Genomic DNA, 12838 nt, shown 5'->3' with positions numbered 1-12838 from the left:
AGTAATGCGTTAAGCTAACCGATACTAATTGCTCGTGTGGCTTGATCCTATAAGTAGCGACACTTACACAATCTAACCCATAATCATCTAACCCATAATCTTTACTTCTTCTCTCCCCTTTTTGCTTGGCGGCCATAGCGAGTTGGTACCACCCCTTCCCTTCCCGAACAGGACCGTGAAACGACTCAGCGCCGATGATAGTGCAGATCCCTGTGTGAAAGTAGGTCTCCGCCAAGCCCCCCATTACAAAAGCCCCTGACAATCAGTTTGTCAGGGGCTTTTGGCTTTTGGACAACAAAAAATTTTTGTTGCAAAAATATGAAATTTTTTTGTTGTCACCTATTTACCGTTAGTTTGCGTTAGCATAGCGTTCATCCATCACATGGTACGGTGAAAATTAACACCGGCAACTTGAAAGAGGGAATCTATGAATGCAGCAAAAAAAATCCGCAAGCTAATTGAGTCGGGTCGTGATCCACAACAAATGGAAGTGTTAAAGCAGTTGGCAGTTGCTTTAGAAATGAAAAAGTTATTTGATATTAGCCAACTGTATGAAATTGATATGCGCTATTTTGAGTTGGGCTTGGAGCTGATGAACGATTGGCGCTTAGATCAACATTTGAATGCCCGCAATCGTTTGACGGAGCAGATTCTTGGCTTAACCGCAGATGTTCAAACTGAGGGCAATGTTGTCCAAGTTCAAACACCTGCGGAATTAGCTGTTGAGGTGAATGTAAATACGCAGTCAATCAAGTCAGATTCTGAGCACGTCTAAGAGCTCAGCCTGCATCATCAATAAACTCTTCGCATCATTTAATGCCGCGCCGGTGAGTAAAAAGGCATCTTCGGCGCGGCCTCCCAAAGTCATAATCTTGGCAGAATGTACGCTGACTTTATAACTTGATAAGACACAGGCCACACGCGCTAATAAGCCAGGTTTATCGCCCGCAACAATTGATAAAACATAACCATCTCCTTTATCGTCAGCACGAATATTGACTTGGGGGTTGATAGGAAAATGTTTTAGATGCCGATTAATACGACCTTGTGAGGGAGGGCATAGTAAATCCCCTCCACGCTCAATCGCATGAGCTAATTCAAACTCGATGAAGTTAATCATTTCACGGTAGCTGATATCACCACCATTCTCGGGTACAAAAACATGGAATGTATCTAAAGCATATTTATGTCTTGTTGTATAGATTTTGGCATCAGCGATGCTATAAGCCGTTTTATTAAAAAATAAACAAATCCGCGCAAATAAATCTGGTTTGTCTGGGGTATAGACCAACACATCAATACCTTCGCGATCGTCTGATAACCTTGCTCTGACTAAAGGCTGTTCAGTGCGTGCAAAGCGGTTTAATACCCGCGCATGCCAAGCAATTTCCCGTGCCTCATGGCGTAAAAAATAGACCATGTCGAGCTGTTGCCATAATGCTTCTTCTGCGCCATCTGGAACCATATTCAGACGTAAAAGAATTCTTGCCTCATGTTTTCGCTCTTCTAACGCAGAATCTAAATCGAGTTGTTTACCAGAGCCTAAATAGCGCAAAGTAGAATGATATAAATCTTCTAATAATTTTGCTTTCCAAGCATTCCAAACTTTTGGACTGGTACCACGAATGTCTGCCACGGTTAACAGATATAGGGCTGTCAAACGGCGCGGAGTTTGTACGCGATGAGCAAAGTCAGCAATCACAGCTGGATCGTAAATATCTTGCTTTTGCGCGATACTCGAAAACGTAAGGTGTTCTTGTACCAACCATTCAACTAATTCTGTTTCTTCTTCGTTAAATCCATGATTCAGACAAAATTCTCTTGCATCGCTTTTACCAAGCTCAGAATGGTCACCACCTCGTCCTTTGGCAATATCATGGAATAAACCTGCTAAATAAAGTAACTCTGGTTTTTGGAAATCAGCAATTAACCGACTTAAAGTAGGATACTCATGGTTAAAAGCAGGAATAGCAAAGCGGCGTAAGTTACGCACTACCATTAAAATATGTTCATCTACAGTGTAAACATGGAATAAATCATGCTGCATCCTGCCAACAATTTTACCAAAAGCGGGTAAATAACGTCCCAATACGCCGTATAGGTTCATGCGGCGTAAAGTACGGGTTAAACCCTGTGGTTGGGTAAAAAGTTGGATAAATAAATCACGGTTAGTTTGATCGCGTCGGAAACGATCATTGATTAAACCGCGTGCATGCCATAGTGCCCGTAGTGTACGCGGTGCAATACCGTTAAGCTCAGGGTGTTGGGAAAGCAATAAAAATGTCTCGAGAATAGCACTGGGGTTTTTCTCAAAATAATCTAAACGCCGCAGAGCCAGCATGCCGTTGACCGATTTGAAACGATCATTAAGAATCACCACATTCTGTTTTGCTTGAGAAAATAAGCGATTGCGTAGATTAGGCAATAAAATACCGTTTAACTGATGAATAATTCTTGCCGCACGGTAGTATTGCTCCATCAGTTTTTCACTGGCACGCAGTTCTTTACTGTCTGTCAAACCCCATTGATAGGCTACTTTTTGCTGTAGATCGAAAATGAGTCTATCTTCTCGCCGATGTGCCGTGAGATGAAGATCAATGCGTAAGGTTTGCAGGCGTTGTTGTGCATTTTTTAATAAACGCGCCTCGGCTCGAGTGAGAATATCCTGCTCGACCATGGTTTGCCATTCGCTATTGAGTCCAATTGCTTTAGCAACCCAAATCAAGGTGTGTAAATCACGTAACCCACCCACATTTTCTTTAATGTTGGGTTCTAAATTATTGGTTACACCGAAAGCTTTGGCGTGTCTTTGTTGCTGCTCTAAAACTTTAGCTTCAAAGAATCCTACTGGATCGCGATGTCGTTCTAATTCTGTGACTAGATTGTCATATAAATTTTGATTGCCACACAATAAACGTGTTTCCAGTAACGTGGTTTCAATCGTGATATCGTTTTGTGCTTCTGCTAAGCATTCTGCAACTGTCCGAACACTGTGCCCGACATCAAGACCAATATCCCAAAATAAAGGAATTAATTGCCCAATTTTTTCTTGTAGGATTGCTGCCGCACTATCGGGAAGCAACACTAATATGTCGATATCAGAATGAGGAAAGAGCTCTCCACGGCCATATCCTCCAACAGCTAATAAGGCGGCTTGGTTATCAAAATCATGTGCAGCCCATATTTTTTGGATTGCCTCATCGACTGCCACACAATGTTCCTGTAGCAATAACCCTGGGTTACGGTGCTCATTCCATGCTTGTGCTAGATCTTGGCGTGTTTGGCTTAATGCCGCCCGCCATAAACTAATTTCTGAGGTCATACGCTATATCTTTCGCGATAGAAGAGCAAAGCAATGCCGCCGGTTAAGAACAGCACTGTTGGCATAAGGGTGATCAAAATAGGTTGCCATTGATAGAGTAAACCTAAATGACCAATCAATCGATTTAAAAAGTGAAACGAAAGACCGATGACAATTCCAATAAATAAGCGGTAGCCTAAACTGACTTGACGTTGATTGGCAGGGGTGAAACCCACAGCGATAATCGCCATCGACAGACAGGCTAAGGGGTAAAACAGCTTGCCCCATAGTGCAATCTCATATCGACTGGTTTTCTGTTTATTATTCTTAAGATGTTCGATATAAGAAAACAAATTCATGGCTGACATTTTTTCTGGTACAACGAGTAAAACATCTAAAATCTCTGGTCGTAATACCGACTGCCAAATACGTTCTGCTTGGTGTTCGATCCGAGTCGAATCACTTCCAAAATAGGTTGTTCTGACTTCTTGCAATAGCCATTTATCTTCACCTTGATATAAACCACGATTGGCTTCTTGTATGGCTGTTAGCCGATAATCTTGGTCATATTGGTAAATGCGAACATTTAACAAAGTGTTATCCGGTAACATGGTTTTCACATTGATGAAATGGTTATCATCTTTTACCCATAATCCAGACCGAAAATCTTGGGCAACTACAGAACGAGTCGCTTGTAGATATAAGCGTTCTGCTTCTTGTTCTGCTTTGGGTGCCACAAATTCGCCCATGAGAAATGTGACAACAGCAAAGCCAGTGCCTACCATCAGTAAAATTAAACTGATATAGCGTGCTGATACACCAGAGGTTCGAATGACAGCATATTCTGAACTGGCGGCTAAAAGCGTTAATGCAGCTAATGAGCCAATTAAGACAGCAAGCGGTAACAGTTGATAAACATGCCCAGGGATATAGAGAGCCACCACGGTTAACATGGTTTTCCAGTCATAATGATGACGACCTAAGGCAGATAATTCTCCTAACACATCAAAGAAAGCAAAGAGCGACAATAAAGCCAACAAGGTAAATAAAGTTGTTCGGACAATATTGCCGATAAGATAACGTGCGATCAAACTCATGATAAAGACCGACTTTGCAGTTGGCGACGTAACAAGCGTAGTGGCTTACGGCGCAAGGTGAGTAAAAGCACGAACAATGCCAACATAACAATATGCAGCGGTAAAATAGCGAAGGCACTTTCCAGCTTGCCGTTACCAATCCATTTTTGTGCCACGTTCATGCTTTGGTAATAGAGTTGATAAATTAACAACGCGATTAACAAATTAAAGGTATGGCCGCTGCGTGGGTTGTAATAAGCCAAAGGAATGGCGAGCAAGGCGAGAATCAAAGTGGCAATTGGCATCGATATTCGCCATGCCAATTCTGCACGGTCATCCGATTGATTTCGCTGCCATAATTCTGATGTTGTTCGCTGTTTGGCGGCGGTAGCGTTGGGCTGTCGTAAGCTTTGGTCGATTTTGACTTGATAACGTTCAAATTCAACCAAACGATAATTGGCCTGCCCCGGTTGACCATCATAGCGCCGACCATCTTCTAGGATGAGATAGCGTTCGCCTTGCTCTGTCGTATGCAGGTAACCACGGCGTGCCAAAATAGTAGAGAGCACACCGTTTTCCCAAGACTCAACAAAGATATTTTGCGCTGAACCGTTTTCGCTGGAGAAATTTTCGACAAAATAAACGCGGTCGGCACTTTTTGATTCTTTAAAAATGCCAGGGGCAAGGGCGCTAACTTCTTCTCGTTGTTTGAGTAAGTCGGCATACTCATTGCCTTTTTTGTGTGCCCACGGTGCAATCCACAGGGTAACACTGGCAATAATGACAGTTATGGGGATGGCAAACATCAATACAGGGCGTATCCACTGGGTGGGTGACACCCCTGCTGCTAGCCACACAACCATTTCGTGATCACGGTAGATCCGTGTTAACACCACCAGCACAGCAACAAAAACGGTAATGGATAACAAGGTGCCAAACGACGCTAAGGCGGTAAACGCAATCATGGCAAAGATGGCATCGGTGGCGAGATCGCCGGCAGCCGCTTTGTCGAACAAACGCACGACTTGCGTGGTCAACATAATGGCCAATAGCACGAAAAAAACCGCGAAGGTGACCGAGGTCAGTTCGCGGACGAGACTACGTTGAAAAATCATAAAATGTGCCTTTTTGACATCCCGCTGAAATGCTAGTGATAATGTTGCAGGAAGCGGAAAAATGCCGGAATCGGTCTAAAATCGAAGAAATCAGACCAAGCGTCGCAAATACTCTAGAAAATGGGGTATAACTGGAGCGAGTGGTGTTACGCTATGGCATATTTTTTGGATGTCATTCAATGTCAATAAACATAAGGAATCACGAACATGGACTTTAGCATAAAAAGCGGTAGCCCGGAAAAACAGCGTGTGGCGTGTGTGATTGTGGGGGTCTTTGAATCGCGCAAACTGTCTTTCGCTGCTGACTTAATAGACCGCATTTCCAATGGTTTTTTAAGTGATGTGCTCAAACGTGGTGATATGGATGGCAAGTTAGGCACCACTTTGGTGCTGCATGCGGTGCCTCATACCTTATGTGACCGTGTGATGCTGGTTGGTTTGGGCAAAGAGCGTGATTTTCGTGAAAAAGAATACCGCGAGGCGATTAAAGCCTCGGTGCGTGCCTTAAGTGCTACCGCCGCCGTGGAAGCAGTCAGCTACATCTCAGAAATTCCAGTCAAAAAGCATGATGTAACATGGATGGTGCAAGAAGCCGTGGTGGCGACGCTGGATGTGTTATACAAATTTGATCGCTTTAAAACCAAAGTTGAAGAGCACCCACGAGAATTGCGCAAATTGACTTTATCAGTTTCGCGGCGCAGTGATTTGGCCGAAGGTGAAACCGGCTTAGCGCGTGGTTTGGCTGTTGCTGGTGGGATGAAACTGTGCCGCGATTTGGGCAATTTACCAAGCAATATCTGTACGCCGCGTTATGTCGCACAAACCGCAGAAAGCTTGGCCACCGAATATGGTGTTGAAGCCGAGATTTTAGATGAAGACGCTATCAACGCTCTGGGTATGCGTACCTTCCTTTCTGTTGCCAAAGGCAGTATCGAGCCGCCGCGTTTGATTGTGTTGAAATATCAAGGGACTTTGGCCACCGTGCAACCGGTGGTGTTAGTAGGCAAGGGGATTACCTTTGACTCGGGTGGTATTTCGCTTAAACCAGGCGAAGGCATGGACGAAATGAAATATGACATGCTTGGTGCGGCAACGGTATTGGGTACTTTCCGTGCGGCGGTTGAGATGCAACTGCCGTTGAATTTGATCGCGGTGGTGGCAACATGTGAAAACATGCCCTCCGGTGGTGCCAGCAAACCCGGTGACATCATTGAATCGATGTCTGGGCAAACCATTGAAATTCTCAACACCGATGCCGAAGGTCGCCTGATTTTGTGTGATGCGTTGACTTATGTAGAACGCTTTAACCCACAAGCGGTGATTGATGTCGCGACTTTAACCGGCGCTTGTATTATTGCTTTGGGTCATCAAACCACTGCTGTGTTCAGTAACCAAGATCACTTGGCGCGTGAGTTAGTCACTGCAGGCGAAGAAGCGGGTGATCGTGCATGGCAGATGCCGTTATTTGAAGAATATCAAGAACAGCTCAAGAGCCCATTTGCTGATATGGCTAATATCGGTGGTCGCCCTGCCGGTTCGATCACGGCGGCATGTTTCTTGTCACGTTTTGCCAAAGCCTACGATTGGGCACATTTAGATATTGCCGGCACTGGTTGGAAAAGTGGCAAAGACAAAGGTGCAACAGGCCGTCCGGTGCCGCTGTTGGTGCAGTTCTTACAGGACAAAGCTGATGCTTTGAGTGGTCACAGTCTGCGCCGTGGTCGTCCACGTCGCGATCATGAGGAAAGCGCTGCAGACGATGCGGATTGATTTTTACCACCACGTTACCCGCCCGTTGCCGTTTTGCTGTCGTTTAATCCAGACCGCATGGCAACGTGGTAGTCAGCTGATGGTATTGGTGCCTGATTCTGCACAGTGTCAGGCACTTGACCAATTATTGTGGACATTTCAGCCACAAGCTTTTATTCCGCATTGTGCGCCGACGGCGGCTTATGCCGATCAAACGCCGATTTGGTTGGCAACTGAATTGCCGCCGGTGGTGATGGGGCGAGTGTTGTTGAACTTACACTTGTCGCCATTGCCTCAAGCACAGCAATTTGAACGTATTTTGCAAATTGCTAGTGCGGATGAGGCGGAATTAACGCAAGCACGGCAAGTGGCTCGGCACTATAAGCAATTAGGGGCCGAGATTGTCTATCACGATATGACGGGCCGTGGTTAAGGCCGCGTAACAGATTGAAAGAACATGGGATACCGTTTAAGTAAAATTGCGACCCGTACCGGCGACGATGGCAGCACCGGCCTTGGTGATGGCAGCCGTGTCCCAAAACATGCTTTGCGTGTGGTGGCCTTGGGCGATGTGGATGAACTCAATAGTCAATTGGGTTTATTGTTATGTGAATCTCTACCTGAGACAGCGCGGGTGCAGCTGACCGCCATTCAAAATGAACTGTTCCAAGTCGGGGGCGAGTTGGCAGTGCCAGGTTTTCACTGGTTGGAAGAGACTGCATTATTGCGTATAGATAACTGGTTGGCGGAGATGAATACCGAGCTACCGCCGTTGCAAGAATTTATCTTGCCGGGTGGGTGTCGCAGTGCGGCATTAAGTCATGTTGCGCGTGCAGTGGCGCGGCGTGCCGAGCGCAGTGTGGTGGCGTTGGCAGCAGAAGAAGCGGGTGTTTCACCACGATTACAACAATATCTCAATCGCTTATCCGATGCGCTGTTTGTGTTGGCGCGGTTATTGAACCGCTATGAAGGTGGACAAGAAGTGATGTGGCAAAAACCGCAAGCGCCGGAGGAGTCAATCCAATGAAATTGCAGGCCAAACATATTCAAGCGGTGTTGACATTGTTTGGTCAGGCATCGCCTAAACAAAAATTGGCAGCGGCGGTGGTGTTGCTTACCGCTGTGTTGGGATGGTGGTTTGGTACCTCGGCCAGTCACGACACGATTCAAGGCAAAGTGATTGCGGTGGCCGATGGCGATACGGTGACGGTGCAGGATGTCGCCATGTCGCAACATCGCATCCGAATGGCGTTTATTGATGCCCCAGAAAAGGCCCAACCACATGGCGACGAGGCCAAACAGCATTTATCTGGACAAGTGCTCGGGCAAACGGTGACGGTCGATGTCATCGAGAAAGACCGTTATGGCCGCACCGTGGGTCGGGTGCGCTTGGCGGGTGCCGATATCAACTATGAAATGGTGCGGCAAGGTTTGGCATGGCATTACACCCAATATGCTAAAAAACAAGCCAGTAGCGACTATGCCCGCTATCAACAGGCGCAAAAGCTGGCCGAGCAACAAGGCACGGGATTATGGCAACAAACCAATCCCACTCCGCCGTGGGACTTTCGCCAACAGAAGCGAGCTGCTCAGTAACCCAAGCGACGGGGCTTTTTGTTAGAATCGGCCTTTGTGGTTTGATATGGTTCTTTCATGGCTGCTTTGCCTACGCATACATTACATCAGCTCTTATCCGAGGTGATGACCCGAGATTTTCCTGTTCTTAAAGCCCGTTTACGTCAATTGCAACAACGTCTGAAAGCCGGTAAACCTGCTGATCGGATGTTTGCTGAATTAGAACGTGATATGCAACGCTCACGCCAGCGTTACCAAACTCGTTTAACCGCCCTCCCCCAACCGCAATTCGACCCTGCTCTCCCTGTTAATCAGCGTTTAGAGGATCTCAAACAGGCGATTAACCAACATCAAGTGGTGATTGTCTGTGGTGAAACTGGCTCGGGGAAAACCACCCAGTTGCCTAAGTTGTGTCTGGAATTAGGGCGTGGGGTGCGTGGCTTGATTGGTCATACCCAGCCGCGTCGCTTGGCGGCACGCTCGGTAGCGCAGCGTATCGCACAGGAATTGCAAACCAAACTTGGCGAACAAGTCGGTTTTAAAGTGCGGTTTACCGATCACAGTTCGGAACGCAGTTATATCAAACTGATGACCGATGGCATTTTATTGGCTGAAACGCAGAACGACCGTTATCTCAATCAATACGACACCATTATCATTGACGAAGCGCATGAACGCTCGTTGAACATTGATTTTTTATTAGGCTATTTAAAACAGATCTTACCCCGTCGTCCCGACTTAAAAGTGATCGTTACCTCAGCCACCATTGACGCTGAACGGTTTAGTCAACACTTCAATGGCGCACCGGTGCTAGAAGTCTCGGGCAGAACCTATCCGGTGGAAATTCGTTATCGGCCTTTGCAAGAACGCGATGAAGATGAAGCCGAATTGGAGATGGAAGAAGCGATTGTTGAGGCGGTTCAAGAATTACACACGCATGGTGCCGGTGATGTATTGGTGTTTTTACCAGGGGAACGGGAGATTCGAGAAACTGCCGATGCCCTACGGCAAATGAATCGTGGTGCCGGATATGACATTCTGCCTCTGTTTGCGCGGCTATCGAATGAAGAACAAAACCGCATTTTCCAAACCGGCGGTGAGCGTCGCCGCGTGGTATTGGCCACCAATGTGGCAGAAACCTCGCTGACGGTGCCTGGGATTAAATATGTGATTGATACCGGTTTGGCACGGGTAAAGCGCTATTCGCCGCGTGCCAAAGTCGAGCAATTACATGTTGAAAAAATCAGCCAAGCCGCCGCTCGACAACGTGCAGGCCGTTGTGGTCGCGTACAAGCTGGGGTATGTATTCGCTTATATAGCGAGGAAGATTTTAACGCCCGTTCCGCTTTTACCGATCCTGAGATTATCCGCAGCAATTTGGCGGCAGTGATTTTACGAATGGCCAGCCTGCGGTTAGGCGCGATTGACGAATTTCCCTTTATCGAGGCACCAAGTCGGCGCTTGATTGCCGATGGTGTCCAGCTATTGCATGAACTCGGCGCGTTGGATGAATCACAGCAGTTAACACCGCTTGGCAATGAATTAGCGCGGATTCCGGTTGACCCGAGAATTGGCCGGATGTTGTTGGCTGGGCGGCAATTTCATTGTGTGAACGAGATTTTGATTTTGGCGGCGGCGCTTTCCATTCAAGATCCGCGTGAGCGTCCCTTTGAAGCGCGAGAGGCGGCAGAGCGCGCCCAAGCCCGTTTTAAAGATGAAAAATCCGATTTCCTCGCCTTTTTAAATGTATGGCAATTCTTTCACGAGGCGTTAGCGAATAAAACCTCGAATCGTCAGCTGATTAACCTATGTCATCAACACTTTTTGTCATATTTGCGCTTGCGTGAGTGGCGAGAGTTACATGGTCAATTAAAACAAATCGCGGATGAATTGGGTCTGCGCGACAACACTACCCCCGCCACCTTTGAGCAAATTCATTGTGCTTTATTGACGGGTTTGTTGGGCAATATTGGCATGAAAACCTTAGAGGGCGATGGCTATTTAGGCGCACGCGGTATTCAGTTTCATATCTTCCCTGCTTCTGGATTGCGGCGGACAAAGGCGAAGTGGATATTAGCCGCTGAACTCACTGAAACCACACGCTTATATGGTCGTTGTATTGCTGTGATTGAGCCTGAGTGGGTCGAAGGTTTGGCCGAACATTTGGTGAAACGTCACTATTTTGAACCGCATTGGGAAAAAGCCCGAGGTGAGGTGGTCGCGACAGAAAAAGTAACCTTGTATGGTTTGCCGATTGTCGCGCGGCGGCAAGTCAGTTATGGCCGTATCAACCCAGAAGAAGCCCGCGAGATTTTTATTCGTGAGGCGCTGGCGGTGGGCGAGTTTAATACCCGTGCCGCGTTTTTCCGCCACAATCAAACACTGATCCGCGAAGTGCAACAGTTGGAACATAAAGCACGGCGACAAGATGTGTTGGTGGATGAACAGACGCTGTTTGATTTCTACAACGAGCGCATTCCAAGCCATATTGTTGATTCGGCCAGTTTTGACAGTTGGTTAGATGAAATACAGAAAACCGAACCACGCCGGTTGTATCTCAGCCGCGACTACTTAATGCAACATGCCGCCGAGCATGTTACCGAAGAGCAATTCCCCACCCATTTTGAAACAGCAGATGGTCGTTTGAAATTGCGTTATCGTTTTGAACCCAATCATGTTCTTGATGGGGTAACAGTTGATATTCCGCTGCCAATTTTGAATCGATTGCCGCTCGAACCTTTCGAATGGCTGGTGCCGGGGATGTTACGTGAGAAAGTTACCCTGCTGATTAAGAGCCTGCCCAAGGGCCTGCGCCGCTTATGTGTGCCGGTACCGGATTGTGTTACACGCTTTTTATCTTCACCGTTGGATAAACAACACAGTCTATTGTCCCAACTGGTGCGTTTTTTACAGCAAGACACCGGACAAAGTTTCAGTGAAACAGATTTTGTGCTCGGTCAACTGCCGCTGCATTGCTGGATGAATTTCCGCATTTTGGATGATGGTCGGCAAGAGCTGGGCATGGGGCGTGATCTATCACAGCTGCAACAGCAATTTGGCGAAGTAGCACAGCTGACCTTCCGTGAAAGTTCTTTGGAATGGGAACGTGATGAAGTCATCGCGTGGGATTTTGGCGCGCTACCGGCGGTGATTCAATTTGCCCGAGGACGTCAACAACTCACTGGCTATCCGGCTTTAGCGGTTGAAGGTGAGCGTGTTGCCATTCGTTTGTTTGATACCGAGCTGGCCGCCGAAGCCTCGCATCGGCAAGGGGTGATTCGTTTATTGCAATTACAGCTGAAAGAACAGATGAAACAGCTGCAAAAAGGCTGGTCTGAGTTGACGCAAACGGCGTTGTTATTGCGTGGGGTAATCAATCGCGAGGCATTATTGGCCGATGCGATCACCGCTATTTGTGATCGGGCGCTGGTGGGGGAAGATGTATTGCCGCGTGATGAACGCGCATTTGAAGAACAAAAAACCCGTGCTCGGGCGCGCCTGCCGGCGGTTAAACAGGCGGTGGCGGCGTTGTGTCTAGAGATTGCTGGCGAATATCAAAAGGTAGCGCAATCGCTGGAGAAACATCCTTTGGCGGCGGCGCTGCGTGAGCAATTACACACGTTAATTTATCAGGGCTTTTTATCCGCAACACCGTGGCCACAGCTGGCGCAACTGCTGCGTTATCTACGGGCAATGGGGTTGCGGATGGAAAAATATCGCAATAATCCCCCCCGCGATCAAAAACACGCGGCTGAAATTCAACGGCTGTGGCGGGAGTGGGAAAGTGCGGTGGCACAACAACAAGGGATGGCCAGTGTCGGGTTATTGGCTGTGCGTTGGCAATTAGAAGAATTGCGCGTGTCGTTGTTTGCCCAAGAACTGAAAACCCCTTACCCAGTGTCGGTGAAACGGGTTGAGGCGGAATTACGCGCACAGCTGGCGCGTTGATCAGGTGAGTAGATGAAGAAAAATTAAGCTATCCCGTCAAATATTAAACTTTATTTAGCTTTTTGCCCCTTTGC

9 protein-coding genes and 1 rRNA gene are annotated in these 12838 nt (G+C 47.3%); 7 read left to right on the top strand and 3 right to left on the bottom strand.

Annotated features, from left to right (window positions below; genetic code table 11):
* The first annotated feature begins 124 nt into the window (after positions 1-124).
* Positions 125-237: ribosomal RNA gene (rrf, locus tag G465_RS0108130) — 5S ribosomal RNA — on the top strand.
* Positions 238-427: 190 nt separating this feature from the next.
* Entirely contained in the window at positions 428-775 is a 348-nt protein-coding gene (locus G465_RS14025; RefSeq protein WP_022653985.1) for a hypothetical protein, read from the top strand.
* On the opposite strand, the gene G465_RS0108120 is transcribed toward G465_RS14025, so the two are convergent.
* Genes G465_RS0108120 through lptF form a run of 3 tightly spaced genes read right to left on the bottom strand, consistent with a single transcriptional unit; the run spans position 755 to position 5492 of the window.
* Positions 755-3322: a [protein-PII] uridylyltransferase gene (locus G465_RS0108120; RefSeq protein ID WP_022653984.1), complete on the bottom strand. Its 2568-nt coding sequence runs from the start codon at positions 3320-3322 to the stop codon at positions 755-757. The genes G465_RS14025 and G465_RS0108120 overlap by 21 nt on opposite strands.
* Positions 3319-4398 carry an LPS export ABC transporter permease LptG gene (gene lptG / locus G465_RS0108115; protein WP_022653983.1) on the bottom strand — a complete coding sequence of 360 codons (1080 nt, stop codon included), beginning with the start codon at positions 4396-4398 and terminating at the stop codon, positions 3319-3321. The genes G465_RS0108120 and lptG overlap by 4 nt, the downstream gene beginning before the upstream one ends.
* Positions 4395-5492 carry an LPS export ABC transporter permease LptF gene (gene lptF / locus G465_RS0108110; protein ID WP_022653982.1) on the bottom strand — a complete coding sequence of 366 codons (1098 nt, stop codon included), beginning with the start codon at positions 5490-5492 and terminating at the stop codon, positions 4395-4397. The genes lptG and lptF overlap by 4 nt, the downstream gene beginning before the upstream one ends.
* A 207-nt stretch (positions 5493-5699) precedes the next feature.
* Between lptF and G465_RS0108105 the strand changes: the two genes are divergently transcribed.
* The 5 genes from G465_RS0108105 to hrpA are packed head-to-tail and all read left to right on the top strand — an operon-like array spanning position 5700 to position 12764.
* A complete protein-coding gene (locus tag G465_RS0108105) occupies positions 5700-7262 on the top strand; it encodes a leucyl aminopeptidase (protein WP_022653981.1) in 1563 nt (520 codons plus the stop codon).
* Complete coding sequence (locus G465_RS0108100) at positions 7252-7674, top strand: DNA polymerase III subunit chi (RefSeq protein ID WP_022653980.1); 423 nt, start codon at positions 7252-7254, stop codon at positions 7672-7674. Before G465_RS0108105 ends, G465_RS0108100 begins: the two co-directional genes overlap by 11 nt.
* 24 nt (positions 7675-7698) lie before the next feature.
* Complete coding sequence (locus G465_RS0108095; RefSeq protein ID WP_022653979.1) at positions 7699-8268, top strand: cob(I)yrinic acid a,c-diamide adenosyltransferase; 570 nt, start codon at positions 7699-7701, stop codon at positions 8266-8268.
* On the top strand, positions 8265-8837 hold the full coding sequence (locus G465_RS0108090; RefSeq protein WP_022653978.1) for a thermonuclease family protein: 573 nt from the start codon (positions 8265-8267) through the stop codon (positions 8835-8837). Before G465_RS0108095 ends, G465_RS0108090 begins: the two co-directional genes overlap by 4 nt.
* 57 nt (positions 8838-8894) lie before the next feature.
* Positions 8895-12764, top strand: coding sequence for an ATP-dependent RNA helicase HrpA (hrpA, locus tag G465_RS0108085; RefSeq protein ID WP_022653977.1), 3870 nt, complete (start codon positions 8895-8897; stop codon positions 12762-12764).
* Positions 12765-12838 lie beyond the last annotated feature (74 nt).

The organism is Aquaspirillum serpens DSM 68 (assembly GCF_000420525.1).
GTDB classification, from domain to species: Bacteria; Pseudomonadota; Gammaproteobacteria; order Burkholderiales; family Aquaspirillaceae; genus Aquaspirillum; species Aquaspirillum serpens.
Note: the sequence above shows the minus strand (reverse complement) of the source record. Positions and strands in the feature narration are given on the sequence as shown.

Coding starts and splice junctions, on each gene's coding strand:
- G465_RS14025 (WP_022653985.1), top strand. CDS start 428: ATGAATGCAGCAAAAAAAATCCGCAAGCTAATTGAGTCGGGTCGTGAT.
- G465_RS0108120 (WP_022653984.1), bottom strand. CDS start 3,322: ATGACCTCAGAAATTAGTTTATGGCGGGCGGCATTAAGCCAAACACGC.
- lptG (WP_022653983.1), bottom strand. CDS start 4,398: ATGAGTTTGATCGCACGTTATCTTATCGGCAATATTGTCCGAACAACT.
- lptF (WP_022653982.1), bottom strand. CDS start 5,492: ATGATTTTTCAACGTAGTCTCGTCCGCGAACTGACCTCGGTCACCTTC.
- G465_RS0108105 (WP_022653981.1), top strand. CDS start 5,700: ATGGACTTTAGCATAAAAAGCGGTAGCCCGGAAAAACAGCGTGTGGCG.
- G465_RS0108100 (WP_022653980.1), top strand. CDS start 7,252: ATGCGGATTGATTTTTACCACCACGTTACCCGCCCGTTGCCGTTTTGC.
- G465_RS0108095 (WP_022653979.1), top strand. CDS start 7,699: ATGGGATACCGTTTAAGTAAAATTGCGACCCGTACCGGCGACGATGGC.
- G465_RS0108090 (WP_022653978.1), top strand. CDS start 8,265: ATGAAATTGCAGGCCAAACATATTCAAGCGGTGTTGACATTGTTTGGT.
- hrpA (WP_022653977.1), top strand. CDS start 8,895: ATGGCTGCTTTGCCTACGCATACATTACATCAGCTCTTATCCGAGGTG.